At 39.7% G+C, this 26170-nt stretch carries 28 protein-coding genes and 1 pseudogene; 17 read left to right on the top strand and 12 right to left on the bottom strand.

Going from position 1 to position 26170, the window contains the following annotated elements:
• Window positions 1-71: 71 nt before the first annotated feature.
• From ACEO2X_RS01110 to ACEO2X_RS01100, 3 genes are all read right to left on the bottom strand, one after another.
• Window positions 72-680, bottom strand: a complete 609-nt coding sequence (locus tag ACEO2X_RS01110; protein ID WP_096900848.1) for an OB-fold-containig protein — start codon at window positions 678-680, stop codon at window positions 72-74.
• Between the two features lie 152 nt (window positions 681-832).
• On the bottom strand, window positions 833-1144 hold the full coding sequence (locus tag ACEO2X_RS01105; RefSeq protein WP_180072852.1) for a Rieske 2Fe-2S domain-containing protein: 312 nt from the start codon (window positions 1142-1144) through the stop codon (window positions 833-835).
• A 14-nt stretch (window positions 1145-1158) separates the two neighbouring features.
• Window positions 1159-2163, bottom strand: coding sequence for an adenosine kinase (locus ACEO2X_RS01100; protein WP_004973415.1), 1005 nt, complete (start codon window positions 2161-2163; stop codon window positions 1159-1161).
• A gap of 139 nt (window positions 2164-2302) precedes the next feature.
• On the opposite strand from ACEO2X_RS01100, the gene ACEO2X_RS01095 reads away from it, so the two are divergent.
• The 3 genes from ACEO2X_RS01095 (at window position 2303) to ACEO2X_RS01085 (ending at window position 7024) form a co-directional block, all read left to right on the top strand.
• Window positions 2303-2752 (top strand): GNAT family N-acetyltransferase, encoded by a 450-nt coding sequence (locus ACEO2X_RS01095; RefSeq protein WP_004973417.1) that lies wholly within the window; start codon window positions 2303-2305, stop codon window positions 2750-2752.
• Window positions 2753-2901: 149 nt separating this feature from the next.
• Window positions 2902-5841, top strand: a complete 2940-nt coding sequence (locus ACEO2X_RS01090; RefSeq protein ID WP_371970957.1) for an insulinase family protein — start codon at window positions 2902-2904, stop codon at window positions 5839-5841.
• A gap of 34 nt (window positions 5842-5875) precedes the next feature.
• Window positions 5876-7024 carry a phospholipase A gene (locus ACEO2X_RS01085; protein WP_286378581.1) on the top strand — a complete coding sequence of 383 codons (1149 nt, stop codon included), beginning with the start codon at window positions 5876-5878 and terminating at the stop codon, window positions 7022-7024.
• A 96-nt stretch (window positions 7025-7120) separates the two neighbouring features.
• Here the strand turns inward: ACEO2X_RS01085 and ACEO2X_RS01080 are convergent, their stop codons facing one another.
• The 3 genes from ACEO2X_RS01080 to ilvA all read right to left on the bottom strand — a co-directional run bounded on the left by ACEO2X_RS01080 (window position 7121) and on the right by ilvA (window position 10782).
• Complete coding sequence (locus tag ACEO2X_RS01080) at window positions 7121-8461, bottom strand: TrkH family potassium uptake protein (protein ID WP_180008821.1); 1341 nt, start codon at window positions 8459-8461, stop codon at window positions 7121-7123.
• A complete protein-coding gene (locus ACEO2X_RS01075) occupies window positions 8458-9114 on the bottom strand; it encodes a TrkA family potassium uptake protein (protein ID WP_004973425.1) in 657 nt (218 codons plus the stop codon). Before ACEO2X_RS01075 ends, ACEO2X_RS01080 begins: the two co-directional genes overlap by 4 nt.
• Before the next feature lie 129 nt (window positions 9115-9243).
• Entirely contained in the window at window positions 9244-10782 is a 1539-nt protein-coding gene (ilvA, locus tag ACEO2X_RS01070) for a threonine ammonia-lyase, biosynthetic (protein WP_371970956.1), read from the bottom strand.
• A 106-nt stretch (window positions 10783-10888) separates the two neighbouring features.
• Between ilvA and rpiA the strand changes: the two genes are divergently transcribed.
• From rpiA to ACEO2X_RS01035, 7 genes are all read left to right on the top strand, one after another.
• On the top strand, window positions 10889-11560 hold the full coding sequence (gene rpiA, locus ACEO2X_RS01065) for a ribose-5-phosphate isomerase RpiA (RefSeq protein WP_004973429.1): 672 nt from the start codon (window positions 10889-10891) through the stop codon (window positions 11558-11560).
• A 91-nt stretch (window positions 11561-11651) separates the two neighbouring features.
• A complete protein-coding gene (locus ACEO2X_RS01060) occupies window positions 11652-12332 on the top strand; it encodes a M48 family metallopeptidase (RefSeq protein WP_004973431.1) in 681 nt (226 codons plus the stop codon).
• Window positions 12333-12519: 187 nt separating this feature from the next.
• Window positions 12520-13575 (top strand): N-acetyl-gamma-glutamyl-phosphate reductase, encoded by a 1056-nt coding sequence (gene argC / locus ACEO2X_RS01055; RefSeq protein WP_171287379.1) that lies wholly within the window; start codon window positions 12520-12522, stop codon window positions 13573-13575.
• A 79-nt stretch (window positions 13576-13654) separates the two neighbouring features.
• Window positions 13655-14428: a DUF6776 family protein gene (locus ACEO2X_RS01050; protein ID WP_096901621.1), complete on the top strand. Its 774-nt coding sequence runs from the start codon at window positions 13655-13657 to the stop codon at window positions 14426-14428.
• Between the two features lie 19 nt (window positions 14429-14447).
• Window positions 14448-14864, top strand: coding sequence for an ATP-dependent Clp protease adapter ClpS (gene clpS, locus ACEO2X_RS01045; protein WP_004973438.1), 417 nt, complete (start codon window positions 14448-14450; stop codon window positions 14862-14864).
• A gap of 9 nt (window positions 14865-14873) precedes the next feature.
• On the top strand, window positions 14874-17150 hold the full coding sequence (gene clpA, locus ACEO2X_RS01040) for an ATP-dependent Clp protease ATP-binding subunit ClpA (RefSeq protein ID WP_004973441.1): 2277 nt from the start codon (window positions 14874-14876) through the stop codon (window positions 17148-17150).
• A 115-nt stretch (window positions 17151-17265) separates the two neighbouring features.
• Window positions 17266-17619, top strand: a complete 354-nt coding sequence (locus ACEO2X_RS01035; RefSeq protein ID WP_004973443.1) for a YnfA family protein — start codon at window positions 17266-17268, stop codon at window positions 17617-17619.
• Window positions 17620-17694: 75 nt separating this feature from the next.
• On the opposite strand, the gene ACEO2X_RS01030 is transcribed toward ACEO2X_RS01035, so the two are convergent.
• From ACEO2X_RS01030 to ACEO2X_RS01020, 3 genes are all read right to left on the bottom strand, one after another.
• Complete coding sequence (locus ACEO2X_RS01030; RefSeq protein WP_051062277.1) at window positions 17695-18192, bottom strand: hypothetical protein; 498 nt, start codon at window positions 18190-18192, stop codon at window positions 17695-17697.
• Between the two features lie 128 nt (window positions 18193-18320).
• Window positions 18321-19241: an ornithine carbamoyltransferase gene (gene argF / locus ACEO2X_RS01025; RefSeq protein ID WP_168525416.1), complete on the bottom strand. Its 921-nt coding sequence runs from the start codon at window positions 19239-19241 to the stop codon at window positions 18321-18323.
• A gap of 111 nt (window positions 19242-19352) precedes the next feature.
• The gene (locus ACEO2X_RS01020) at window positions 19353-20003 is read right to left on the bottom strand and encodes a TetR/AcrR family transcriptional regulator (RefSeq protein ID WP_168417358.1); all 651 of its coding nucleotides are present in this window, start codon (window positions 20001-20003) and stop codon (window positions 19353-19355) included.
• Window positions 20004-20339: 336 nt separating this feature from the next.
• Between ACEO2X_RS01020 and prpB the strand changes: the two genes are divergently transcribed.
• From prpB to ACEO2X_RS01000, 4 genes are all read left to right on the top strand, one after another.
• Window positions 20340-21224, top strand: a complete 885-nt coding sequence (gene prpB, locus ACEO2X_RS01015; RefSeq protein WP_004973459.1) for a methylisocitrate lyase — start codon at window positions 20340-20342, stop codon at window positions 21222-21224.
• A 4-nt stretch (window positions 21225-21228) separates the two neighbouring features.
• A complete protein-coding gene (gene prpC / locus ACEO2X_RS01010) occupies window positions 21229-22365 on the top strand; it encodes a 2-methylcitrate synthase (RefSeq protein ID WP_004973461.1) in 1137 nt (378 codons plus the stop codon).
• Between the two features lie 298 nt (window positions 22366-22663).
• A complete protein-coding gene (locus ACEO2X_RS01005) occupies window positions 22664-22885 on the top strand; it encodes a hypothetical protein (protein ID WP_004973462.1) in 222 nt (73 codons plus the stop codon).
• Between the two features lie 5 nt (window positions 22886-22890).
• On the top strand, window positions 22891-23166 hold the full coding sequence (locus ACEO2X_RS01000) for a type II toxin-antitoxin system RelE/ParE family toxin (protein ID WP_004973465.1): 276 nt from the start codon (window positions 22891-22893) through the stop codon (window positions 23164-23166).
• Window positions 23167-23173: 7 nt separating this feature from the next.
• Here ACEO2X_RS01000 and ACEO2X_RS00995 read toward each other — a convergent pair whose 3' ends face one another.
• On the bottom strand, window positions 23174-23668 hold the full coding sequence (locus ACEO2X_RS00995; protein ID WP_225543354.1) for a CinA family protein: 495 nt from the start codon (window positions 23666-23668) through the stop codon (window positions 23174-23176).
• 212 nt (window positions 23669-23880) lie between these two features.
• Here ACEO2X_RS00995 and ACEO2X_RS00990 point away from each other — a divergent pair, with 212 nt between their 5' ends.
• The gene (locus ACEO2X_RS00990) at window positions 23881-24111 is read left to right on the top strand and encodes a hypothetical protein (protein ID WP_026438431.1); all 231 of its coding nucleotides are present in this window, start codon (window positions 23881-23883) and stop codon (window positions 24109-24111) included.
• 531 nt (window positions 24112-24642) lie between these two features.
• Window positions 24643-24804 (top strand): hypothetical protein, encoded by a 162-nt coding sequence (locus tag ACEO2X_RS00985; protein ID WP_004973471.1) that lies wholly within the window; start codon window positions 24643-24645, stop codon window positions 24802-24804.
• Window positions 24805-25294: 490 nt separating this feature from the next.
• Here ACEO2X_RS00985 and ACEO2X_RS00980 read toward each other — a convergent pair whose 3' ends face one another.
• Complete coding sequence (locus ACEO2X_RS00980; protein ID WP_158660382.1) at window positions 25295-25432, bottom strand: hypothetical protein; 138 nt, start codon at window positions 25430-25432, stop codon at window positions 25295-25297.
• Window positions 25433-25475: 43 nt separating this feature from the next.
• Window positions 25476-25802: a hypothetical protein gene (locus tag ACEO2X_RS00975; protein WP_371970955.1), complete on the bottom strand. Its 327-nt coding sequence runs from the start codon at window positions 25800-25802 to the stop codon at window positions 25476-25478.
• Between the two features lie 38 nt (window positions 25803-25840).
• Here ACEO2X_RS00975 and ACEO2X_RS00970 point away from each other — a divergent pair.
• Window positions 25841-26170 (top strand): annotated as a pseudogene (locus tag ACEO2X_RS00970) (IS982 family transposase); the annotation flags it as partial.

The raw sequence follows: 26170 nt of genomic DNA, 5'->3' as shown, positions 1-26170 counted from the left end.
GCGTTGAGATAGAGTGAAAAATTTTAACTTTCTTAGGTCAGCAAGATTGGTTTTAAATCTTAAAAAATAACTTATTGATTGCTAAATAGGTTATTTGATGCCGAAATTTTTTTGGCAAGATAGTGAGATCTTTTTTTGCGCACAATAATAATTTGAGCTTGAAATTCAAGTTCACCAAATTCAGGTTCAACCTGCACATAATGCAGTTGCCCAAACTCATCACGTACACGTGCTTGTGCAGAAAAACCAGGACGGGCATTACCACTGGAAATTGTGGCTAAACGTCCGAGTAAATCGACTTGGCGCACGCTATATTTGGGCTTAATCACTTGGTCTAAACAGTGAATCATGAAGACTGTAAAAAAGATGGCAATAATAAACGCTGGAATAATAATGTAATAAGCAGGAACGAAATGTTGTTGTTGTGAGTAAATCAAAAACTGTAAAAAATATCCTGCAACACTGAAATTCATCAGTAAAAAAACAAAAATCAGTACTTTAGAAAATTTAACATCTAAAAGTGGTGATTCTGTAATTCGTTGTGAAAATGCACGTTTGAGCAACTGACTTGGGCGAAAATTAAAGTAATAACCAATCGTTTCGACAGTGCTGAGTAGCAATAAAACAACTAGGCTGAGATGAAAGGGCATTAAGTTCAAATCAGATAAAAACTCATGCATGCGCTAAACTCACGTGTTGAAATATTTATAGGTGATGTTATTAGATGCAGATCATTGATCTAACTCTGCTTAGAGAGCATAGATAAATGATCTGGTTTTGTATAGAGCTAAGATTTGGAACTTTTCGCTTCTGTCTGAAAGTTGCAAAAAAGTTAGTCGTTGATCAAGTAAATCCCACCATCTGAATGAACGCTGATCTCAACTTTCTCAAGTGATTGACCTAAACATGGGCCAGAAATACATTCACCTGTTTCAACCATAAACAATGCACCATGCGTTGAGCATTCGATATATTCTTGGTCGCGGTCTAAGAACTGGTTTTCTAAAAATTCTAATTCCACTTGTAGGTGTGGGCAGACGTTTTGGTAAGCGTAATACATGCCATCACGTTGGGTGATAAAAATTGTGTCACCATTTGGCATTTCGTAGGCACGTGCTTCACGCTCAGGAATGTCTTCCATCATACAAATTTTATTCATTATGCAGATTCCTTTTGAATGCTATGCAAAAGTTTAGCGTAATCTTCTACCGCAAGACGAGGGCCGAATTGAGAAACCACTTCACTTGAAATCAGAATGGCAAGTTGAGCTGCAGTTTGGAAACCTAAGCCTGCATTGAGTGCATACAGGAATGAACCTGCAAAGGCATCACCCGCACCGTTGGCATCAACAGCAGTGACTTGACGACCTGGTACAGAAAAAGCGTTGTTGCCATCATAAATTAGGGCACCTTGTGCGCTCAATGTAATGACAATGTATTTGCTTTTTTGTTTTAGTTGTTCTAATGCCGCTTCAGCCGTTTCCGTTCCTGTGTACATCATGGCTTCTTGCTGGTTACAGAAGATCAAATCCACACCATCATCTAGTAATTCATCCAAACCTTCACGCGCATATTGCACCATGGCAGGATCAGATAAAGTCAGTGCAATTTTAACCTGATTGGCTTTGGCAATTTCACGCGCTTGTTTTACCGCAGCACGTGCAGTATCACTAGTAGATAAATAACCTTCGATATAAAGCCATTTTGCTGTTTTAAGTGGCTCAAAATCAATTTGTGTAGCAGAAAGTTCTGCGGTAATGCCCAAGTAAGTATGCATGGTACGTTCAGAATCATCACTCACAAGTACCATACAAGTCCCTGTAACGCCTTCACTGACCGATTTGGTTGTGGTGTGAATACCTGCTTCATTTAAGCCTTTGAGGTAAATATCACCCAATTCATCGTTACCAACACGGCAGGCATAGAAGGCTTGACCACCTAAAGCACTAAATGCAACGGTGGTATTTGCGGCAGAACCACCCGAAGCTTGGCCTTTATGTCTTTGTGTTTTAATTAAGTTGTTGTATAAATTTGCTTGTGTTTCACCATCGGTTAATTGCATAGTACCTTTTTGCAAGCTATGTTGAATGAGAAAGTCATCCGAGACTTGAAATTCTTGGTCAATTAATGCATTACCAATTGCAAAAAGGTCAACAGTTGCCATGTCTTTAAATCACAGTCAAAATTAAAAACGCTAAGTTTACACCAATGCTCAGGATTGCTGTAGTTTCATGAATAAAATTCAGCTGAATGAATGTTATTGATGAAAAATAGGGGTTTAGCAGAGTTATCAGGAAGGTTAGATGAACATCGAAATTAAAGAAGCACAAGAGTTACCAACGCAAATTCAGACTTTGGCCAAACATGCTGCTCAAGAAGGCTTTGATTTTGTCCATCGTTTAATTGAAGAATGGGAAAGTGGTAAAAACCGCTTTAATCAGCCTGGTGAGTTTTTATTGTTTGTTTACGATGGTGATCAATTGGTTGCATGTGGTGGCTTAAACCAGCAATGGAATGAGCAAGATATTGAAAGTCGTATTGGACGTGTACGTCGTTTTTATGTTTTGCCAAATTATCGTAAACATGGCGTAGGCAAACAGCTCTTGCAACATTTAGAGAAAAAAGCACGTGCTAATTTTTCGGCGTTGTGTTTAAACACTGATACCAAATCGGCAGCGCATTTTTATCAAAAACAGAATTATGTGTATGTCGAAAATCATCCAAACTATAGTTATTTTAAATACCTGATCTAGTTTTGCTCATGCTACAGCCAGTGCAGCGCAGCATTTTGTTGATACTTTGCAAATTTCAATCAATTTAGTCGGGTTTTCAACGTGAATTATCTAAAGAACTAAAGCTATAATGGCTTTAGTTTTTTATTTGCTTATTTTTAGGAGATCACATGACTGTAGATGTCACTGAAACCATTTCCCAGACTGTACATCCTGCGTTTCAGTTGGTACGTCAACACCATGTTGAAGCCTTAGACATTTTAGTGTCTGAATATAAACATAAAGTTACAGGTGCGGTGCATTATCATTTGGCGACAGATCATGATGAAAATGTATTTTTAGTCGCATTTCGCACTCAGCCGATGGACTCCAAAGGTGAGGCACATATTTTAGAACATACTGCGTTGTGTGGTTCTGAAAAATTCCCTGTCCGTGACCCGTTCTTTTTAATGATTCGTCGTTCATTGAATACTTTTATGAACGCATTTACCGCGGCAGATTGGACGGCTTATCCATTTGCAACACAAAACAAAAAAGATTTCCAAAACCTGCTTGCGGTGTATATGGATGCGGCTTTTGCAGCCAATTTAAATCCTCTCGATTTTGCTCAGGAAGGTATTCGTATTGAGCTGGAAAATGGCGAGCCTGTTTATAAAGGCGTGGTATTTAATGAAATGAAAGGTGCGATGAGTTCGCCATCCGATCAGCTTTATCACCAATTGGCTTATCATTTATTCCCTGAAACAACTTACCACTACAATTCAGGTGGCGACCCGAAAGATATTCCAGATTTAACCTATCAAGAATTGGTAGATTTTTATAAGTCACATTATCACCCAAGTAATGCGGTATTTATGACTTTTGGCAATACGCCTGCATACGATTTACAAGAACAGTTTGAACAGTTGGCTTTGGCGAAATTTGAACAGGGCGAAACGTTGTATTCGAAGCCTGAGCGTCGTTTAGCTGCGCCAGTGGCAGTGACTGAAAGTTATGCAGTCGATGCAGAAGAACTGAAAGATAAAACTTATCATGTTTTGGCGTGGTTATTGCCTGAAGCAAGCGATATTAAATTACGCTTAGGTATGCGTTTGGTTGAAGGTGTTTTACTTGAAAATTCTGCATCACCACTGCGTCATTATTTGGAAACTTGGGCGCATGCACAATCTACAGGGCCATTGATGGGCGTGGATGATTCCAACTTTGAAATGACCTTCTTCTGTGGTGTGCAAGGTTCTAACCCTGAACATGCAGCAGAATTTCAGGCGGGCGTTTTAAAAGTTTTACAAGACGTGGCTGCACAGCCTGTGGATACGGCATTGGTCGATGCAATTTTGCATCAAATTGAATTGCATCAGCGTGAAATTAATGGCGATGGTATGCCATACGGATTGAGCTTGATTTTAAATGGTTTAAGCAGTGCAATTCACCACAATGACCCAATTCAGGTGTGGGATGTAGATACTGCGATTGAGCAAGTCAAAGAAGAACTTAAAGATCCAATGTGGTTATCACGGCTAATTCAGACGCATTTAATTGATAACCCGCACCGTGTTCAAATGACTTTGGTTCCAGATGCAGAAAAATCGGCCAAAGATGCTGCACTTGAAAAAGCACGTCTGGCTGAGATAGGCGCACAACTCACAGATGAGCAAAAAGCAGAAATCGTCGCGCAAACGGAAGCTTTAAAAGTCCGTCAAGATACGCCCGATGATTTGAACTTATTGCCAAAAGTTGGTTTGGAAGATGTGCCTGCAGCCTTGCATATTGTGCAGGGTGAGTTGCGTGAAATTATCAGTAACCGCATTGATTATCCTTTAAATTTATATCATGCAGGAACCAATGGAATTTACTATCAGCAAGTGTTGATTCAAATTCCAGATGAAATTGTACAATCGCCATACTTTAATTTGCTGTCCATTTTAATGGGCGAAGTGGGTGCAGGTGAATACGGCTATTTAGAATTGCAACAGCTACAAACCGCAGTTAGCGGTGGTTTGGGCATGGGTGCATCTTTACGTTCTAAAGTCGATGACAAAAATCAGATCAGTGCATGGCTCACATTAACCACTAAGTCTTTGGTGAATAATCTTGAAGCCATCCGCTTGCTGAAATTAGCATTTGAGCAATTACGTTTTGATGAAAAAGACCGCATTATTGAGCTGTTACAACAACGAAAAACCCGTTGGCAGTCACGTTTGTCGGGTTCGGGGCACAGTTATGCCATGCAAATTGCAGGGCGTCATCACAGTGCTTTGGCGCAGCGTGATTACAACAACACAGGTTTGGGCGCATTAAATTGGTTGGCAGACTTGGTTGCTAAAATTGAAAAAGATGTAGCGGAATACGAGAAATTGATTGCTGAATTGCAATTGATTCACCATAAATTACTGCAAGCACCTAAGCAATTTTTGTTAGTATGTGAAGAACATCAATCTGACCGTTTGGTCGAAGAAGTTCAAGAAGTTTGGGATAAACTTATTGTTGCAGAAAATCCTGCTGCTTTAACTCAAGTTCCTGTAGATCATTCAACGCAAGATCAGGCATGGTTGATTCAAGCCAATGTGCAATTCTGTGCGGCTGCGTATCCTGCGGTGGAAGTGTCGCATCCTGATGCTGCACCTTTGATGGTATTGGCTGCATATTTGCGCAATGGTTTCTTACACAGCGCAATCCGTGAAAAAGGCGGTGCTTACGGTGGCGGTGCAAGCTACGATGGCAATGCATGTTCATTCCGTTTTTACAGTTATCGTGATCCACGCTTGGCAGAAACTTTCGCAGACTTTGAAGCGAGTATTGATTGGTTATTTAATGCAGAGCAATTGCCGCATCAACTAGAAGAAGCGATTTTAGGTTTAATTGCTAGTATGGATAAACCAGGTTCGCCTGCAGGTGAAGCGATTACTGCATGTTATGCATTATTGCACGCGCGTACACCCTCATTCCGCACAGTATTACGTGAGCGTTTATTGGCGGTGACTTTAGACGATTTAAAACGTGTTGCGGAGCAATATTTGCGTCAGCAGCAAGCATCTAAAGCCGTAGTCGCACCTGTGTCAAAACGTGAAGCATTGCTCGAACTTGGTTTTGAAATTAAACAAGTGAACTGATACGTGAAATAACAACGAAAACTTAGGGGGATTTATGAGCGCGTTCAAACTGTTTGAACGCACAGGACTGTCGCTGAGTGTTGCCGCACTCAGCACTGTGTTTGTGGCGAAAACCTATGCACAAGACCCAGCTAGCTTAGTTGCACCTGCAACACCTGAAGCCTGTGTGGCTTTAGAGTCAAATGCTGATCGTTTGGTGTGTTACGATGCTCTGTTTAAAATTCCTGAAGCAGAAAAAACAGCGCTGATTAGCGAACGTCAAGCCGCTCAGGCACTTGCTCCTGCACCTGAAACTGTGAAAGAAAAAATTGCAGTGGGTGTGAGTAATTTATTTTCATTTGATGTACCAAAGCTTGATCCGAATGTATCTTTACTGGATAAGCGCTGGGAGCTTTCACCCGATAGCAAATTAGGCACATGGAATTTACGTGCTTATCAACCTGTGTATTTGATGCCTACTTTTTGGACGTCCGATAAAAATGAACGTCCACAAAGCTTGAATGAGCAAAATACCGTTCCCGTGGGTAAGGAGCAAAACCTGACCTCAATGGAAATCAAATTTCAGCTGTCTTTAAAAACCAAAGCGGTAGAAAATCTGTTGGGTGATAACGGTGATGTGTGGCTAGGTTATACCCAGTCATCACGTTGGCAGGTTTATAATGGTGATGAGTCACGTCCATTTCGTGAAACCAATTATGAGCCTGAAGCCAGTTTGATGTTCCGCACCAACTATACACTTATGGGGCTGCATGGTCGTTTATTGGGTGTGACGTTGAACCATCAATCCAATGGTCGTTCTGATCCATTATCACGCAGTTGGAATCGGGTGATTTTTAATTTAGGTTTTGAAAAAGACAATTTTGCCTTGATGTTACGTCCGTGGTATCGCATTGAAGAAGACCGCAGCGATGACAATAACCCTGAAATTAAAAATTATATCGGGCGTGGCGATATGTTGGCATTTTATCGCTGGAAAGAGCATGACTTTTCTTTGATGCTTCGTCATAGCTTAAAAGGCGGTGATGACGCGCACGGTGCAGCACAGTTTGACTGGGTTTTCCCAATCAGTGGAAAATTACGCGGTCATTTCCAATTGTTTGATGGTTATGGTGAAAGCCTGATTGATTATAACCACCGCGCCACCTATGTTGGTTTGGGTGTGTCTTTAATGAATTGGTTTTAAGTAGATTAAGATTGATTTCTCATTATTGCTCGCTGAATATAAAACGCCAATCTTGAAGATTGGCGTTTGTTTTTGAAGTCGGATCGTATCCAGCTTTTATCCAACTTGAATATCTGCGGTTGGATGTTTAAGTCGGCTTTTTTGTGGTGTGGCGATTAAATAAGCCAAAGTCAGCGGCCCTAAACGACCTGCAAACATCAACAACATTAAAATAATTAAGCTGGCAGGTTGTAATTCACCTGTAACACCACGGGATAAACCCACCGTGCACGCTGCAGATACAGCCTCAAACAACAGGTCTAAAAAATTCAGTTTCGGTTCAAGGGCAAGTAAGCTAAACAAACCGAGGCAAATTAACATACCTGTGATGCTGATCACCGCCAAAGCTTTAAAGGTGGTACGTTCAGGTACAGCATGATTAAACACACGCACCTCATCTGAACGTCTTAAAAAACTGATCACACTTAAAATGACAATAATAAATGTGCCAACTTTAATACCGCCTGCGGTACTGAGCGAACCACCACCAATAAACATCAGAAGCATGGTGAGCAAGGTCGAGCTATTTTGCATACTTGCGACATCTAGACTATTAAAGCCTGATGAGCGAGGAACGGTAGCGTGAAACCATGCATTGAGGGCTTGATCGCCAATACTCATGGCTGCAAGGGTATGCGGATTGCTGGCTTCAATCGCCCAAATCAGCAGAAAGGCCACAAAGTTTAAACCAGCAATGGTCGATAAAATCAGCTTGCTATTAGGTGAGAGTTTTTTCCAGCGTTTGGCACGTTTAATATCCATGAGTACCACAAAACCAATACCGCCAATGATATACAGCATACTAATAGTTAAGGTAATCAGGTATTGATCTGCAAAACTCATTAAGCTATTGGGAAATAATGAAAATCCACCATTGTTAAAGGCTGAAACACTATAGAAAGCCGCATAGAAAAATGCATCGCTAAATGGATAATCCTGCATCCATGCCAAGGTTAAAATAACCGTGCCAATCCCTTCAAAAAACAATGAGTAGAGCAACACGCTTTTAATGGTCATCGACACTTTAGACAGGTTGGTTTGCCCAATGGTGTCTTGCGCCATGATTTGTTGTTTTAAACCAATTTTGGATGACAAACTTAAAACCGCTAAAATCGCAAAAGTCATAAAACCTAAGCCACCACATTGTAACAACAACATAATGACCATTTGCCCAAATACGGTATAAGCATCGCCAATATTCACTACAGACAATCCAGTGATCGTCACTGCAGATGTAGCAGTAAATAAGGCATTAATCCAACTCATCTCGCCATGATGGGAAATGGGCAGTTTCAGCAAGATTGTGCCAATGCTAATAAAGCTTAAAAAGCCCAGTGCCAAAAGACTGGGTGGGCTTAAATTGACAGTTTTGATTGGTTGTTTCGCTGTTTTTTTCATTCTGACTTAAATTGTTTAGATAAGCGTTTTAATGGTTCAAGTTGTCCTTCAACCACCAAAATATCATCTGTTTGTAGCATTAAATTGGATTCAAGCGTATAGAAAATCGTTTCGGCACGTTTAAACAGTAAAAGTTTAACTTCGGGTGCATGTGACATCAGACTATGAATGCGCGTGCCATGCAAGTTGTCTTTAATTTTTACTTTTACAATATAGTGGTTGTCGTTTAGGCTCATATAACGACTCACCATCGGATAACTCAGCGATTGCGCGATGCGAACGCCCATATCTTCTTCAGGGTGAATAATTTTACTTACGCCCAAATGGGTCAAAATCATGGTGTGCGCTTTACTTTTGGCTTTAACGTAAATTTTAGAAATACCCAAATTCTTTAAATTTAAGACACACAAAATACTGGCTTCAATATCTTCACCAATGGCGACCACCACTGCATCACAATTTTGAATATTCAGTTCTTCCAAAACGTGTTCATCGGTTGCATCGGCAATCACCGCATGGGTAATTTGATCGGCAATGTTTTCTACAAACTTTTTATTGCTATCAATCCCAATGACATCATGGTTGAGTTTGACCAATTGTGTCGCCACAGTTGCACCAAAGCTACCTAAACCAATGACAGCAAATTGTGCCATAGCATCATCCTGAAAAATTATATTATTCTTCCAATATTCTAAAATATTTTAGGGCTCTATACTGTAGCAATATGACTAAAAAACCGCTGAAATCAGCGGTTTTTTGCACTTATTGAGATGTGTGATCGGTTATTTTAAGAAACGCTGATAACCCAAGTTATTAGTAATCTCTTGGTATGGATAAGTGATCTTTTCCAAAGTTTCAATTAAATCATCTGGGTTCTGTTTGGCATCCGAAGCTTCTAAACCGACCAATACACGACCTTCCGCTGCACCGTGGTTACGGTAATGGAACAGGGTGATGTTATGGGTTGGGCCTAAGCGCTCCAAGAAAGTCAGTAATGCACCCGGACGCTCTGGAAATTCCACACGGAATAGACGTTCATTTTCAATATCGGCATGACCACCGACCAAATAACGAATGTGTAGTTTTGCTACTTCATCATCCGACAAATCATCAACATCGTACTGGGTTTTGAGTAACTCATAAATGTCGTGGCGTTCTTTTTCACCAGATTTTAAGCTGATGCCGACAAAGACTTGTGCAGCAGTAGCATCGCTGGCGCGGTAGTTAAACTCGGTGATATTACGACCTTGCAGCGCACGGCAGAAGTTAAGGAACGCACCTTTTTCTTCTGGAATGGTCACGGCAAAAATTGCTTCTTTATGTTCACCGAGTTCAGTACGTTCCGCAATATAGCGTAAACGGTCAAAGTTCATGTTTGCGCCACAGACAATTGACACAATATTTTTATTTTGCAATTGGTGTTGCTCGACATATTTTTTGATGCCTGCCAAAGCCATTGCACCTGAAGGTTCTACAATGCTGCGGTTTTCATCAAAGGTGTCTTTAATTGCCGCACAGATTTCATCGGTATTCACCAAAACTACATCGCGCTCAACAATTGGGCCTGATTGATCTGATTTTTGTAGTTGTAAAACTTCAAACGGTTTCTCACCAATTTGTGCGACAGCAGTACCATCGGCAAATAAACCCACTTGCGGTAAAATCACACGTTCATTGGCTTCAAATGCGGCTTTTAAGCAGGCCGATTCATCATATTCTACAGGAATGACTTTGACATGCGGTGCGACATCGCCCAAGTAGGCTGCAACACCTGCAATTAAACCGCCACCACCAACAGCAACGAAAACATATTCGACATCGCGCCATTGACGCAAAATTTCATTGGCAATCGTACCTTGACCTGCCATGACCAATTCATCGTCATACGGTGGAATAAAAGTCATGCCTTCATCTTGGGCACGTTGAATTGCATATTTGTTGGCAACATCAAATGAGTCACCATGTAATACCACTTCGCCACCCAAGCGTTTTACCGCTTGTACTTTAATATCTGGCGTGGTTTTAGGCATAACGATAATGGCGCGAATGCCCAGTTTTTGCCCAGACAATGCTACACCTTGCGCATGGTTGCCTGCAGAGGCAGTAATTACACCACGTTCAAGTTGGTCTTTGGGTAATTGGCTAATACGGTTATACGCACCACGCAATTTAAAAGAGAATACAGGTTGTAAGTCTTCACGTTTAAAGCGAATGTTATTGTTCAGTTTTTCACTAATTCGTGGCGCTGCGTCGAGTGGGGTTTCGATTGCAACATCGTAGACCGTTGCTTGTAAAATTTGTCGAACCAAACGAGACAGCATGTTAATCTTCCATCTAACAGTTTAAAATAGGGGTTTATTGTAACAAACCCCTGCACATTTGCGCTGTAAAATCGGCAACAAATGTCAAAAATAGTTGAGTGAAGTCATGAGTCTGTATGCTACCCAAGATGAAAAGAAGCAAGCGGCTGCCAAAGCAGCATTAAAACATTTGCCTAAAGGCGGGATTTTGGGGGTAGGTACAGGCAGTACAGTGAATTTCCTGATTGATTTATTGCCTGAATTACAATTAGAAGCAGCTGTGGCAAGTTCTGAAGCGACTGCGGAGCGCTTAAAGAAACTTGGTATTGAAGTGGTCGATATGAACTCTGTGGGCAGTTTAGATGCTTATGTTGATGGTGCAGATGAAATTGACCGTCACATGCACATGATTAAAGGCGGCGGCGCAGCGTTGACCCGTGAAAAAATTGTGGCTTCTATTGCACGTAAGTTTATCTGTATTGTCGATGATTCAAAATGGGTAGAGCAGTTAGGACGTGAGTTTCCATTGCCAATCGAGGTCATTCCAATGGCTCGTTCTGCGGTAGCACGTAAAATTGTGGCTTTAGGTGGCGATCCTGCTTACCGTGAAGGTGTGGTAACTGATAACGGTAACGTGATTTTAGATATTTATAATTTAAATATTTTAAATGCGTTGGAATTAGAAAAAACCTTGAATGATATTCCGGGTGTTGTGACCAATGGTATTTTTGCCATCAATAAAGCAGATATTGCAATTGTAGCGACCAATAACGGCATTGAAGAACGTACTGCGGTTTAATTCGTCTCCCAAGTCCCTTGTTTTTAATGGGGGGCTTTTCTTCCTCCTTTATTAAAGGAGGGGTCGGGGAGGATTTAATAAAAGAACAACAATGACATTATCCGACTTACCTGAAATTCAAATCACACCACATGCAAAAGCAACACGTTTACGTTTGCGTGTCGAGCCGCATCAAATTCGCTTAACTGTACCGAAATATTGTACTCAGCGACAAATTCAGGATTTTTTGCAGCAATCTGAACAGTGGATGATTGAAACTTGGCATAAACAGCAGGCGCAGCAAGGACTTGTTCGGCGTGAATTGCCAAATCAGTTATCACTTTTTAATTTGGCTAAGCCTTTAAATATTCATTATCAAACACAAAAACACAGTTTTATTTTAGATTTAAAACAGCATTGCCTATGGGTTAGTGACCGCCAACCTGCGGCATATTTAAAAGCCTTTGTTATTGCTTATGCCAAACAAATGTTGCCGATATATTTGCAAACAGTCAGTCATGAAATTGCTTTGCCATTTAAACAGTGCGCAATTCGTCAACCGAAAACCCGTTGGGGTAGTTGCAGTACGCAACAGCATATTATGCTCAATAGCGCCTTGGTGTTGTTTCCTGAACAAATTGTGCGATATGTTGCTGTGCATGAGTTGGCGCATACACGACATTTTGATCATAGTCCTGCATTTTGGGTTGAAGTACAACGGCATGATGCGCACTATTTGCAGCATCGCAAGCAGTTAAAAACAACGTCTTTGCCTTGGTGGTGGTATCAATAAAAAAGCCAACACCCACATGATAAGACTACAATGCAAAGGTGTTGCACGTATTGACTACAATCCAAATCATCTTTTATAAAATCAACAGAATAAAGAAAAGCCCCAAAACCCTAGTAAAACAGTTCAGAAAACCAAAACTTCCTGTCATACTATAGCGTTAGCTTAAACATGCTTTTGAATTGAGGTAATGCACGTGATTTCAGTTGGTATTGTCGGTGGTACAGGTTATACAGGCGTTGAATTATTGCGTCTTTTGCTACGACACCCAAATGTGAAAGTAAATGTACTGACTTCACGTACAGAAGCGGGTCGCCGTGTAGATGATATGTTCCCAAGCCTGCGTGGACACACAGACCTGTGCTACTCAGATTTAAACATCGAAGAATTAAAACAGTGTGATGTAGTGTTCTTTGCTACACCGCACGGCGTTGCAATGCAACATGCTGCGGAGCTTGTTGCAGCCAACACCAAAGTGGTCGATTTAGCAGCAGACTTCCGTTTGCAAGATTTAGCACAGTTTGAAAAATGGTATGGCATGCAACATGCTTGCCCAGACATTTTAAAAGATTCAGTTTATGGCTTGTCTGAACTCAACCGGGAACAAATTAAACAAGCACAGGTGATTGGTAACCCAGGGTGTTATCCAACCACAGTGCAACTTGGTTTAGCGCCATTATTTAAACAAGCTGAAGCTTTAGTGAAACCTGAAAGTATTATTATTGATGCAAAATCGGGTGTATCTGGTGCAGGGCGTAAAGCCAGTTTGGGCATGATTTACTCTGAAAATGCCGACAACTTTAAGGCTTATGGCGTTGCGGGGCATCGTCATCATCCAGAAATTGTAGAAGCATTGGAAAATATTTCGGGTCAAAAAGATGTGTTTAATCACATTGTGTTTGTACCGCATTTAGTACCTATGATTCGCGGTATGCTCAGCACCATTTATGTAGATTTAACTGATGCAGGTGATGCAGCAGATTTACAAAGCCTGTATGAGCAGTTTTATGCCAATGAACAGTTTGTAGATGTCATGCCAGCCAACAGTTCACCAGAAACACGCTCAGTACGTGGCGCTAACCAGTTGCGTATCGCATTGTATAAGCCACAACCGAAAAAATTAGTACTTTTGGTGGCACAAGATAACTTGGTGAAAGGTGCAGCAGGGCAAGCAGTACAAAATATGAACCTCATGTTTGGTTTTGCAGAACATGCAGGACTTGAGGTGATTGGTTTATTACCATAAGAACACGTTTTTCAACTTCACACACATTTAGATTTCGATTTAAATGTGTGTTTTGAATGAATCAAAACAAGAGATGACGATGCATAACACCGATACAGAAACCACGTCACAGTCGAATTCAAGCATGACACCCTCATCTACACCGCCAGAAAAAAAGCCATTTCTTGAAAGCAATGCGCCTTTGGCAATTGGTGCTGCCATTTTAATTTTAGGTAGTGGCTTTTTGGGCTATTCAGTCGGGCATCGTCAGGGCTTAACTGTGGTTGGTTACGATGCCGATGCAGAACAACTGGTTGAAGTGGTGCAAGAACAAAAAACGCGTTTGGAAAGTCTGAATAAGAGCTTAAATGCTGCGGTTCAAGAACGCGATGTTGCGGTCAGTAACTCCAATGATTTGTATCAAGCTTTCACTCAAGCAACTGAAGATAAGCAACGTACTGAAGGCATGAGTGCGATTTATCGTGAAGTTTTGCGTCAACGTGGTGGTTTAAGCCTGACCGTGCAAAATCTTGGGGTGAAACCATTACCAGACAATGCTTATGAATATCAGGTCGATTTGGTACAAGTGAGTCCAAACAAGCGACGTGCAAGTGGTACGGTAGAACTGCGTTTAATTCAAGGCACAGAAGTGCTGGTTGTTCCGATGGAAGACAGCAATTTTAATTTTGATAATTATGAGCGTTTAACAGGGCGCTGGAGCATGCCTAAAGGCTTTAATCCAGACTTTATTGAAGTCCGTTTAAATGGCGCAACTCCTGTGATTAAACGCTTCAGTTGGAGCAAAGGCAAAGCCGTGGAGGCAGATTCTGCCTTTATTTCTGAAATTCCACAAGCAGAAGCTAGCGCTCAATAATGTGTGATATGTAAAACTTATGCGAACCCAAAAAAGATCCATCTGTTTAAATGAAATTAAAACCACTTTTCATCAATCTGGCTATGTCGATTGGCATTTAACCCCGCGTTTAAGTGTGGATGATGCAGGACATGAAGATGATGGTGATATTGCGGTACAAACTGCGCCGCCACAATTAAAACGCCCACCTTTATATGTTGTCGTTTTAATGAACGATGATTACACCCCAATGGACTTTGTAATTGAAATTTTACAACAATACTTTGCAATGAATCTTGACCAAGCGACTCAAGTAATGCTAACTGTACACTATGAAGGAAAAGGTGTCGCAGGGGTCTATCCGCGGGATATTGCGGAAACGAAAGCGAACCAAGTCAATAATTACGCTCGATCACAAGGTCATCCATTACTTTGTCAGATTGAGCCTAAAGATTAAGGGGGTTACATGCTCAGTCGTCAATTAGAAGTATCACTACGTTTGGCTGTTAGCATGGCTCGTCAAAAGAGACACGAGTTTCTAACGGTTGAACATTTATTATTGGCTTTATTAGACAATGATTCGGCAGTCAATGCACTCAAGGCGTGTGGTGCAGATGTTATTGTGCTGCGTAAAGAACTCGAAGAATATGTAGAACAACATACCCCTAAACTTGCTGAAAATAACGATCAGGCGCCGCACCCGACCGAAAGTTTTGACCGCATTTTGCAGCGTGGTATTTTCCATGTGCAATCTAGCGGTGGTGACCGTACGGTTGAAGGCGCAGATATTTTAGTGGCAATGTACTCTGAACGTGATTCATTTGCCGTGTATCTACTCAAGCGTCATCAAATTAACCGTTTGACCTTAACGCAATACTTATCGCACGGTACACGTAAAGACGAAACGCAAGCGGAAGAAGAGGTTGAAGAATTAGATAGCGAAAGTTCAAGCTCTGCCAATGCTGGCCCGTTAGAGCTTTACACGCTAAATTTGAATACTGAAGCGCAAAAGGGTAAAACCGATCCGTTAATTGGGCGTGAAAAAGAAATTGAGCGTGCTGCACAAATTCTATGCCGTCGTCGTAAGAACAACCCATTGTTGGTGGGTGATCCAGGCGTGGGTAAAACCTCTATTGCCGAAGGTCTGGCGTGGCTGATTGTGAATGGTAAAGCGCCAAAACCACTCGAAAATGCCGAAGTATATAGTTTGGATATCGGTGCGTTGGTAGCGGGTACAAAATACCGTGGTGACTTTGAAAAGCGTTTAAAACAACTGTTAAATGCCTTGAAAAAGAAACCTGATGCCATTTTATTTATTGACGAAATCCACATGATTATTGGTGCAGGCTCAAGCATGGGCAGCACTATGGATGCATCAAATTTAATTAAACCTGCGTTGGCAAATGGTACTTTGCGTTGCATTGGCTCGACGACATTCCAAGAATATCGTCAGGTATTTGAAAAAGACCATGCACTTTCACGCCGTTTCCAAAAAATTGATGTGAATGAGCCTTCAATTTCAGAAACGATTGATATTTTACGTGGTTTAAAATCGAAATTTGAAGAATTTCACCATGTTAAATATGATGATAAAGCATTGGTGTCTGCGGTAGAGTTATCGGCCAAATTTATCAATGACCGTTTCTTGCCAGACAAAGCCATTGATGTGATTGATGAAGCAGGTGCGCAGCGCCGTTTAAGAGCTGAGCAAGATGATACTTTAATCACAGTAGAAAACATTGAAGATATCGTCTCTAAAATTGCACGTATTCCACCTAAAACCGTATCGAAAGATGACAAGACTGTACTTGAACATCTTGAGCGTGATTTAAAACGTGTGGTCTTTGGTCAAGATGAAGCTATTGAAGCGTTAGCATCAGCAATTAAACTGTCACGTGCTGGTTTAAAAACACCAGACAAACCAGTGGGTAGTTTTGTATTTGCTGGCCCGACAGGCGTTGGTAAAACCGAAGTTACCAAGCAGTTGGCAAAACTGTTGGGTGTGGAATTGGTTCGCTTTGATATGTCTGAGTACATGGAGCGCCATGCCGTTTCACGTTTAATTGGTGCACCTCCAGGCTATGTCGGTTTTGATCAGGGTGGCTTACTCACCGATGCGATTCATAAAAATCCGCATTGTGTGTTGTTGTTGGATGAAATTGAAAAAGCGCATCCTGATGTATTTAACCTATTGCTGCAAATTATGGATCATGGTTCATTGACCGATAATAATGGTCGTAAATCAGACTTCCGTAATGTGATTTTGGTTCTGACCACTAATATTGGTGCGGAAAGTATTTCCCGCGTGAGCATTGGTTTCATGGATCAAGACAACAGTAATGACAACCAAGAAGCGATGAAAAAAGCCTTCTCACCTGAGTTCCGTAACCGTTTGGATGGGGTCATTCAATTTAAAGCTTTACCTACTACAGTAATTGAAAATGTAGTGGATAAATTCTTGACTGAATTACAAGCGCAGTTGGATGATAAAAAAGTCATTCTTGAGGTTGATCAAGATGCGCGTGAATGGATGGCTGAGCATGGATATGATCGCTTAATGGGCGCACGTCCAATGCAACGTCTGATTCAGGAACACTTGAAAAAGCCATTGGCAGAAATGATTCTGTTTGGTGAACTTGCAGAACAGGGCGGTAATGTGGCTGTTTCTGTGAAGAAAGAGAACGGTAAGGCAGTCGGTTTGAAACTTGAAGTCTTTGAAGATCAAACGGCTGAACCAGCCTAATCAATCCTTATTTGAATTTTGAAAATAACCCATGTTGAACATGGGTTATTTTTTATGAATTCGCAGATGCGTGAACTTGAATCGTTACTGCTAAAAGAGAGACCACACAGGATTTATGGATTTTCAGATCACTAAAATTGCCAGCACAACGTTCTTGTTTTTTGTTACGGCAGTTATGGAAATATTAGGCTGTTATTTTCCTTATTTGATTTTAAATCAGGGGAAATCACAGTGGTTATGGCTGCCAACAATTTTAGCCTTAGCGGCTTTTGTGTGGTTATTGACTCTACATCCTGCGGCATCGGGGCGAATTTATGCGGCTTATGGTGGTATTTATATTTGTACAGCCTTGATTTGGTTAAAGTATGTAGATCAAGTCAATTTAACACGTTGGGATATGTTCGGTGGAATGATAGTAGTTTTAGGCGCATTGATCATTATTTTACAACCGCAAGGTTTAATACGTTAGGTTATATTTGGGTTTACGCATTAAACCTTAGGCATTAAATCTTAAAGCTGAGGTTGTTTTAGTTTTAAATACAGTTCAGTCTGCTTTAAATTGGCACTCGCTATTTGCCAATTGCACATTAAACTGGGTTTTTTCTGCACTGAGTTTTAAGTTCAATACATAGGGATTTACCCGTTGGAACTGATGCTCAAAAATAGATTCACAATTATGAATTAAGTTTTGTTTAATCATATTTTTGACATTGTTATAACCCGTACTTTCTACAAACTGCGTGAAGTCAGGTGAAATAATCATGCCACGAATATTGATTTGTTTGTCTGTCGCCGTACTTTGTTCAATCACTGTATTTTGATCGACCTGATAAGGCATAGTACGAGAATCTTCATCACTAATGACATCTAAAATTTCATTTAAAGCGACGATATTTTGAATTTTATAATCTGCACTTAGAATCTTTTGTTGGACTAAATATTGATCTAATTCACTGGCTTTGGCATAGAGTGAAGCACTCGCGATCAGTGTAGTAGTGCACAGCGTAATTGTGGCAAGTGTTTTATCAATCATATTATTCATCTAGGCTCTTTTTGAAATTTTAGAAAATAACCGTCGTTTTAGATTATAACGAGCCAAATAAAAAACAGCACCATTTGGTGCTGTTTGTAACAAAACTCATCAAAGCGTACTCAATGCTTTGAAGTCGTTTAGTCTTTTTTGAGGTTTTCGTTCAATAAAAACTCAACCAATGCTTTTTGAGCATGCAAGCGGTTTTCGGCTTCATCCCAAACCACAGCGTTTTTATGATCTAGCATATTTTCAGAAATTTCTTCACCACGGTGCGCAGGTAAACAATGCATAAACAAGCAATCTGGATGTGCCAAGTCCATCAAGCGCTCATTGACTTGATAGTCTGCAAAGGCTTTTTCACGGATTTTTTGTTCTTCTTCCTGCCCCATACTCGCCCAAACATCGGTCACAATCAGGTCAGCATTGACTGCGGCATCTTCAGCAGAGTCTACTAATTCTACACAGTGTGCAAATTCAGACAGGAAACGTTGTTCAGGTTCATAGCCTTTAGGCGTTGCAATTTTTAAATTAAAGCCCCACATGTGCGCAGCTTCAATATAAGAGTTACACATGTTGTTGCCATCACCAATCCAAGCCACGGTTTTACCTTCAATTGAACCGCGATGCTCTAAGTAAGTTTGCATGTCTGCAAGTAACTGGCAAGGGTGGTGATCGTCCGTTAAAGCATTGATCACTGGAACTTTTGAATAAGATGCAAAACGTTCTACAATGTCATGTCCGAAAGTACGAATCATCACAATATCAAGCATGCTTGAAATGACACGTGCAGAATCTTCAATCGGTTCACCACGGCCTAACTGTGTGTCACGTGATGATAGGAAAATTGCGCTGCCACCAAACTGACTCATACCTGCTTCAAACGATACACGAGTTCGGGTACTAGATTTTTCAAAAATCATTCCCAAGACTTTGCCCACAAAGGGTTGGAAAACTTCATTGTTATGCTGTTTACGCTTAAGCTCAATGGCGCGTTGCAAAATTTGATTCAGTTCTAAAGTCGATAAATCGCGTAATGTTAGAAAGTGACGTAGAGCCATTCGTTACTCCACAATAATTGCTGAATGAGAAAAACAACAATTAGTTGTTGATTGGTTAAGTGAAAAAGGGAATCGGCTAATATACTATAGGATGAAGAAATTGCAAAAAAACTAGACTTTTTGATGGGCGTCTAGAAAGCGATCTACACAATAACTTACATAATTGATTGTTTCTTGTTCAGTTTCTTGTTTTGGAATGCCCATAATAATGCGCCATTCTAAATTTCTTAAAATCCCAAAATACAATTGTGCCGAATAAACAGGGTGTTCGCAGCGAATGAGCCCTTGTTGGCTGGCATGCTCTAGCACTTTGGCAATGCACAATTGTACGTGCAGAGGGCCGCGCTCATGAATATGCAAGGCAATGTCAGGGTTGCGCTGACTTTGCTCTAAAACTAAACGCATAAAAGCTGCATTTTCAGGCGCTAGTATATGATGATAAAAATTCAGCAAGGTCTGAATTAAATAACCACGTAAATTGGAATCTATTTGTTCAAAAGGGATGTGAATATCCTGAAAAAACTTGTCACGGCGATAATCACAAATCGCTTTAAACAAGCCTTCTTTATTGCCAAAGTATTTATAAATAGAAGCTTTAGAACCGCCAGCATGTTGCACAATATCATCTAAAGATACGGCATCGTAGCCACGTTCTAAAAACAGATCAGTTGCACTGACGAGCAGCGCCACACATCGCTCATGTCCACGCTTTGTAGGAGGGACATCTTTACCGAAAGGGGTTAAATGAGCGATATCTTGCATATTGGATAATATTTCAGCAAATGATCAAAGGGAGAGATTGTTATTATAGCAAATTTATGCACAGCGTGCTGTGTCGAAGTGTACAGGCAGCGTGCTTGAATTCAGAAAAAATAGAAATACACTCAAAATAAGCAAAATTTTGCTTATTTAGTATGCAAAAAAGCTATGTTTATTAAATTTAAATAATAAGCAATATCACGAAAATTTATTGTGCAATAAAATTTCGAATTATTTGACTAAAGTTTTAGAGCATAGATTCTAAAAAGTCATGGCGCAGCGTTGCATTCCCGATATACTCAAACCTCGAAAAATATAGTAAGAAAAGCGGAAAGGAAGATGACAGAACAAACATCTGCGGGCTTAAGATTCAGACAAGCTTTAGAAGTGGAAAAGCCATTACAAATTATCGGCACGGTAAATGCTTATGCTGCAATGATGGCAAAGCAGGTTGGCTATAAAGCCATTTATTTATCTGGCGCAGGTGTCGCCAATTACTCTTACGGTTTACCTGACTTGGGCATGACCAGTTTAGACAACGTCTTGGAAGATGTGCGTCGTATTACTGAGCGTGTAGATACTCCATTATTGGTGGATATTGATACTGGTTGGGGTGGTGCATTTAATATTGCCCGCAGTATTAAACAAATGATTGCTGCAGGTGCTGCTGCAGTACACATTGAAGATCAGGTTGCACAAAAGCGTTGCGGACATCGTCCAAACAAAGAAATTGTAACCCAACAAGAAATGGTCGATCGAATTAAAGCTGCAGTTGATGCAAAAACTGATTCAAACTTTGTAGTCATGGCACGTACAGATGCCTTGCAAAAAGAAGGTTTGCAGGCGGTGATTGACCGTGCTTGTGCATGTGTGGAAGCAGGTGCAGATGCAATTTTTGCTGAAGCGATGACAGACATTACCATGTATAAAACAGTATGTGATGCAGTTGGTGTACCAGTACTTGCAAACATTACTGAATTTGGTGATACCCCATACTACACCACAGAAGAATTGGCAGAGCAGGGTATTCGTATGGTGTTGTATCCACTTTCACCAACACGTGCCATGCAAAAAGCTGCCTTAGAAGTAATGCAATCTATTCGTAAAGATGGCACCCAAGTCAATGTCTTAGACAAAATGCAGCAACGCAAAGAATTATACGAATTCCTTGATTATCACACTTTTGAAAACACATTAGACAAGCTGTTCAAACAGGAGAATTAAAAAAATGGCTGAAGGAAAAGTACTCACAGGCGCAGGATTGCGCGGACAAGTGGCGGGTAAAACTTCACTGTCAACTGTAGGTAAAAGTGGCGCAGGCTTAACTTACCGTGGTTATGATGTACAAGACTTGGCAGAAAACTGCCAGTTTGAAGAAGTTGCTTACCTGATTTTCTTTGGTGAATTGCCTACTTCAGAGCAATTGGCTGCCTATAAAGCAAAATTGAAATCTTTACGTGCATTGCCACAAGCATTGAAAGAAGTGCTTGAGCGTATTCCTGCAGATTCACACCCAATGGATGTGATGCGTACAGGTGTTTCAATGTTGGGTAACCTAGAAACCGAACAGTCATTTGAACAGCAACAAGATGTTGCAGACCGTATTTTGGCAACTCTGCCAGCCATTATCTGCTATTGGTATCGTTATAGTCACGATGGCGTACGTATTGAAGAAAATACTGACGATGACTCAATCGGTGCACAATTCCTGCATTTATTACGTGGTGAAAAACCAAATGAATTGCATGAACAAGTGATGAACGTATCATTAATTTTATACGCAGAGCATGAGTTCAACGCATCGACCTTTACGGCACGTGTTTGCGCATCAACTTTATCTGACATGCATTCATGTATTACAGGTGCGATTGGTTCATTACGTGGTCCATTGCATGGTGGTGCTAATGAAGCTGCGATGGAAATGATTGAAAACTGGACCTCGCCAGAAGAAGCTGAGCGTGAAATGCTGGGCAAGCTTGAGCGTAAAGAAAAGATCATGGGCTTTGGTCATGCAATCTATAAAGACAATGATCCACGTAATGGCATCATCAAAATTTGGTCTGAGCGTTTGGCACAAGATGTAGGTGATACTGTGCTTTATCCTGTATCTGTACGTTGTGAAGAAGTGATGTGGCGTGAGAAGAAATTGTTCTGTAATGCTGACTTCTTCCATGCATCTGCTTATCACTTCATGGGTATTGCAACTAAACTGTTCACCCCGATTTTTGTGATGAGTCGTGTCACAGGTTGGGCTGCTCACGTAATGGAACAGCGTGCAGATAACCGTATTATCCGCCCAAGTGCAGATTATACAGGCCCAGAATTGCGTAAAGTTGTACCAATTGCAGAGCGTTCGGCTGCTTAATTGGTTGTCTAAAAAGCTGTACCGTGCATGAACATCATGTGATGCAGCAGTTTAGGCTGAAGATAAGGTTTCATTGTTAAGCAATGGAACCTTATTTTTTTTGAGGTTTGGATGAGGGTAGTCAAAAATACAATGAGTAATTATTGAAGCGTTAGAGAATTAAAAAAGATCGGGCGTACGATAGCGCATTTTTAAATATTTGATCATAAAAGAAGGTTGTTGTATTTTGTTTCTTAAGGTTGTAAATGGTTGCATGATTGGCTAAAATTTATTCCATAATTAATATGAGGAAAAAGCAATGTCACATGTAGCAGTTAAAATCGACAGCGATATTGTTGAATCAGCAAAGATTTACGGGATGGCTGAAAGTAGAAGTGCAACTAAACAAATTGAGTACTGGGCTAAAATTGGAAAAATCGCACAAGACAATCCCGATTTAACTTTTCAAGATATAGCAGATTTGTTGCTTAGTATGGCGCATGTCAAAGCAGGGAATACAACACCATATAGCTTTGGTTGAGTTCAATGAATATACAACAAACTCCCTTATTTGAACGGACAGTGAAAAAACTAACCAAGCAGCAGAAAAAAGATGTTGATAATGCCGTAATAACCGTTTGGAATAATCCTGATATCGGAGAAGCTAAAGTGGGGGATTTAGCAGGAGTATTTGTTTATAAATTTAAAATGGACAAACAGCTTGTGCTACTGGCTTACTCTGTGAGTGATGACGAAATCATGACACTCTATCTTTTAAAATTGGGCAGTCATGAGAATTTTTATAGAGACTTAAAAAGATAGGTTTACTTCAGGGTGCAGTACAAGTGTTTGTATCTTGCATTAGATCAATCAGGTCTTGAGCGACTAACAGAGTGAGCTGTTCTAGTCGTTGTAATGGATTGCCATCTAAAAAATATTTGTACTGAAAAGTTTGCTGCTGATAATGAATGGCGATAAAAAATGTCCCTACAGGTTTTTCTGGTGTGGCACTGCCGCCTGGTTTCAGTAACCCTGTGCATGCCACAATAAAATCTGCATGTTGAAATAGTTTTTTGCCTTGAACTGCCATGGCTTGTGTGACTTCTGCGGATTCAGCGGTATAGGTGGCAATTAAGTCACTATTCACATGCAAAATCTCACGTTTAATGCTTGGGTCGTAACTGACTAATCCACCAAGTAAAATATTGGCACCGCTATTTTTATAAATAGAAAACTGACAACATAAGTAACCTGAGCTGGCACTTTCAATAAAAGCCACAGTCTGTTGGCGTTGTTCAAGTATGGCACAGCATTGTTTGAGCATGATAAATCTGCAAGTGAATAGAATAAGTTGCTCAAGTGTACTGAATTTTGTCGACTTGTGCGAAAAAACATCAAAAAGTGAAATGCTAAAATAAGAATGTTCACGATTTAACTGCCTATAAATACAGCAAAATTTACAATTATAGGTTTAATCGTGGCATGAACGGTGATACAAATAAAAGTAAAGCAAAAAGTAATAAAAAGGATGCTGTGATGAAAACAACGGTGAAATATATCGTTTTAAAAAGTTTGGACTATCAACTTGGTACATCATTATTTGAGGATGAAATTGATGCTGATGCACAATATTTTGACCAAATTCCAAGCATTATTGAATATCAAAACTTGCGCTTTAAAGTGGTGAGTAAAGAACAAAAGCGTTTACAGTTGATTGAGGAAAATGAAGAACATCAAACCATCATTGTCAGAGTTTTGGTGATTTAAAGTCATTTCAATCTAGATTAGTCAGAGCTTCAATATAACAGCAGAATGATTGAGCATCAGTGGAGCGTATCGAAGTTGGTGTTTTTTTAGTCACTGGATGCAAAAAATTGTATTTCACATTACAAGAAAAAATTGAAGAATTGATTAAAAATGCTAACTACGTCACATATTTGTGTTGGTATTTTTGTAGATTAGCATTTTTCAAACGGGCTGTAATGGCTTAAATAAGCTTATGTTTTTTAGATCAATTTTTATTTAAACAGACTGATAATTGAGATAGAGAGAAAATTAATTAAAATATCTTAAAAATATAATCATGACAGATAGAACAAAATATAATTGAATTTTAACGTATTTTTTGAATGCGTGTTACATTTTGGTTTTTATTATATTGTTAAATAATAAAGTGTTTTTCTTAGATAAAATTAAAAAAACAGTGTATTTTCTTTATTGGAATTGAGCATTTTTGTTATTGCTGTGTATAGTCCTTGCATCTCACAATAGTGAGGAAGTTTAAAGGGGCTAAATATAATGAATCATAATGCAATTATCATGATGACGCTGATCATTTTAGCTGTGGGATTTTCTCTAGGCATTTATGTGTATTTTGAACAAAAGAGAAAGCAAAATGAAGAAATTCAGCTGATCATTACAGAAGCAAGACAGGGTCTAGTAGAGTTAGATCGGAAATAATAAATCTAGGTGTAAATCGTATACTTCGATGCGGATCCAATGGGATATGTTAAAGGTGAAAAATAGACTTAAAAAAGTAATTTTATGCCACTGTTTGTCGGTCAGATGACGATAAAATAAATGAACGAAACATAGCTGTAGTTTCTTAGTTTTCCCACATTCCCATGTGGGATTTTTTTTGTCTAAAATTTAGACTAGCGCAGTATTTATTAAGATAAGTCATTATTTTTATGTACAAAAGTGACCTTTATTATAAAGATTAAAATAAGGTGCATATTCCTGAATAAACCTACCACCTATTCCTATTCGTTCCCTACCACTCATTCCTATTCCAAGTCGGCCACTTAGGGTTTATTCAGTAATAGAATTACAAGAAGAATGAACCTCATAAAAAGTATTCAAATGCCAATATTGCACAACAGCGCTACTTATATCATTTAGCGATGAACTGATTTACGATTACGTTCGATGATCGATTAAAAAATCGAACTTACACAAAATAATTTACAGGCTCTAAAATACGTTTAGTACTTTTAGCAGTATCAATAACAATACCACCACCTTTCTTCGCAACCGTTACCATCCCTGTACTAATCGCTGCTGAAAGACCATTGAGTGCTGTTGTCATCTCCTAATTTTGGTGGGTATTTAGCCTTATCGACTACAGCCCCTTAATTAATTACTTCAAGAAAATCATCTATTAAATTGAGTAAATCTAGACTTTTACATTTAGAAAAAATTACCTTATTTACAATGTTATCTTTGTATTCAAAAAAATGATCTTCATATAAAAACCAAGTAAAATAAATAGTATTATTATTCCTTGCTGCCCTTTTACTGAAATCATCAAAGGTTTCTTCTAAAGTGATTCTGTAATTCTCAGATAATAAACCTTTAGGATAGAAAAATTTTTTACAATTTTCATCATTTATCACATTGCTATAATAACCCGAATTACGGATAAGAAAAGCCCTTGAAAAAAAGGTAGTTAGAGCCATTTAGAAAGTTACGACACAACCCAAAGGCTCTAACTACCATGTACGATTTTACAGAAATTTTTTGTATTGTTGATGATTTTTTCAAAAAATTTGAACCCATCTATTGGCAATTTCTCAAGCAAGAAAACAAACGTCAACGTATCAGACAAGCAACGCTATCTTTATCAGAAATTGTGGCTATCTCCATCTACTATAAAACATCTCAAGTACATAATTTTAAGATGTTTTTTAACTTGCTTTGTCAGTTTGAAAGCAAACTCTTTAAAGACTTGCCTTGTTATAAAAACCTGATTACCCTCATCAATCAGCACCAACTTGCTATTCATGCTTTGCTTTATGCGTTGAGCCAAAAAGATGAAAGTTCATAT

The sequence above is a fragment of the Acinetobacter sp. AL9 genome (genome assembly GCF_041464035.1).
Classification (GTDB): domain Bacteria; phylum Pseudomonadota; class Gammaproteobacteria; order Pseudomonadales; family Moraxellaceae; genus Acinetobacter; species Acinetobacter towneri.
This window is presented reverse-complemented; position numbering and strand designations above follow the sequence as displayed.

Excerpts from the sequence above, each read along its gene's own strand:
- ACEO2X_RS01110 (WP_096900848.1), bottom strand. The coding sequence starts at position 680 with ATGCATGAGTTTTTATCTGATTTGAACTTAATGCCCTTTCATCTCAGC.
- ACEO2X_RS01105 (WP_180072852.1), bottom strand. The coding sequence starts at position 1,144 with ATGATGGAAGACATTCCTGAGCGTGAAGCACGTGCCTACGAAATGCCA.
- ACEO2X_RS01100 (WP_004973415.1), bottom strand. The coding sequence starts at position 2,163 with ATGGCAACTGTTGACCTTTTTGCAATTGGTAATGCATTAATTGACCAA.
- ACEO2X_RS01095 (WP_004973417.1), top strand. The coding sequence starts at position 2,303 with ATGAACATCGAAATTAAAGAAGCACAAGAGTTACCAACGCAAATTCAG.
- ACEO2X_RS01090 (WP_371970957.1), top strand. The coding sequence starts at position 2,902 with ATGACTGTAGATGTCACTGAAACCATTTCCCAGACTGTACATCCTGCG.
- ACEO2X_RS01085 (WP_286378581.1), top strand. The coding sequence starts at position 5,876 with ATGAGCGCGTTCAAACTGTTTGAACGCACAGGACTGTCGCTGAGTGTT.
- ACEO2X_RS01080 (WP_180008821.1), bottom strand. The coding sequence starts at position 8,461 with ATGAAAAAAACAGCGAAACAACCAATCAAAACTGTCAATTTAAGCCCA.
- ACEO2X_RS01075 (WP_004973425.1), bottom strand. The coding sequence starts at position 9,114 with ATGGCACAATTTGCTGTCATTGGTTTAGGTAGCTTTGGTGCAACTGTG.
- ilvA (WP_371970956.1), bottom strand. The coding sequence starts at position 10,782 with ATGCTGTCTCGTTTGGTTCGACAAATTTTACAAGCAACGGTCTACGAT.
- rpiA (WP_004973429.1), top strand. The coding sequence starts at position 10,889 with ATGAGTCTGTATGCTACCCAAGATGAAAAGAAGCAAGCGGCTGCCAAA.
- ACEO2X_RS01060 (WP_004973431.1), top strand. The coding sequence starts at position 11,652 with ATGACATTATCCGACTTACCTGAAATTCAAATCACACCACATGCAAAA.
- argC (WP_171287379.1), top strand. The coding sequence starts at position 12,520 with ATGCACGTGATTTCAGTTGGTATTGTCGGTGGTACAGGTTATACAGGC.
- ACEO2X_RS01050 (WP_096901621.1), top strand. The coding sequence starts at position 13,655 with ATGCATAACACCGATACAGAAACCACGTCACAGTCGAATTCAAGCATG.
- clpS (WP_004973438.1), top strand. The coding sequence starts at position 14,448 with ATGCGAACCCAAAAAAGATCCATCTGTTTAAATGAAATTAAAACCACT.
- clpA (WP_004973441.1), top strand. The coding sequence starts at position 14,874 with ATGCTCAGTCGTCAATTAGAAGTATCACTACGTTTGGCTGTTAGCATG.
- ACEO2X_RS01035 (WP_004973443.1), top strand. The coding sequence starts at position 17,266 with ATGGATTTTCAGATCACTAAAATTGCCAGCACAACGTTCTTGTTTTTT.
- ACEO2X_RS01030 (WP_051062277.1), bottom strand. The coding sequence starts at position 18,192 with ATGAATAATATGATTGATAAAACACTTGCCACAATTACGCTGTGCACT.
- argF (WP_168525416.1), bottom strand. The coding sequence starts at position 19,241 with ATGGCTCTACGTCACTTTCTAACATTACGCGATTTATCGACTTTAGAA.
- ACEO2X_RS01020 (WP_168417358.1), bottom strand. The coding sequence starts at position 20,003 with ATGCAAGATATCGCTCATTTAACCCCTTTCGGTAAAGATGTCCCTCCT.
- prpB (WP_004973459.1), top strand. The coding sequence starts at position 20,340 with ATGACAGAACAAACATCTGCGGGCTTAAGATTCAGACAAGCTTTAGAA.
- prpC (WP_004973461.1), top strand. The coding sequence starts at position 21,229 with ATGGCTGAAGGAAAAGTACTCACAGGCGCAGGATTGCGCGGACAAGTG.
- ACEO2X_RS01005 (WP_004973462.1), top strand. The coding sequence starts at position 22,664 with ATGTCACATGTAGCAGTTAAAATCGACAGCGATATTGTTGAATCAGCA.
- ACEO2X_RS01000 (WP_004973465.1), top strand. The coding sequence starts at position 22,891 with ATGAATATACAACAAACTCCCTTATTTGAACGGACAGTGAAAAAACTA.
- ACEO2X_RS00995 (WP_225543354.1), bottom strand. The coding sequence starts at position 23,668 with ATGCTCAAACAATGCTGTGCCATACTTGAACAACGCCAACAGACTGTG.
- ACEO2X_RS00990 (WP_026438431.1), top strand. The coding sequence starts at position 23,881 with ATGAAAACAACGGTGAAATATATCGTTTTAAAAAGTTTGGACTATCAA.
- ACEO2X_RS00985 (WP_004973471.1), top strand. The coding sequence starts at position 24,643 with ATGAATCATAATGCAATTATCATGATGACGCTGATCATTTTAGCTGTG.
- ACEO2X_RS00980 (WP_158660382.1), bottom strand. The coding sequence starts at position 25,432 with ATGACAACAGCACTCAATGGTCTTTCAGCAGCGATTAGTACAGGGATG.
- ACEO2X_RS00975 (WP_371970955.1), bottom strand. The coding sequence starts at position 25,802 with ATGGCTCTAACTACCTTTTTTTCAAGGGCTTTTCTTATCCGTAATTCG.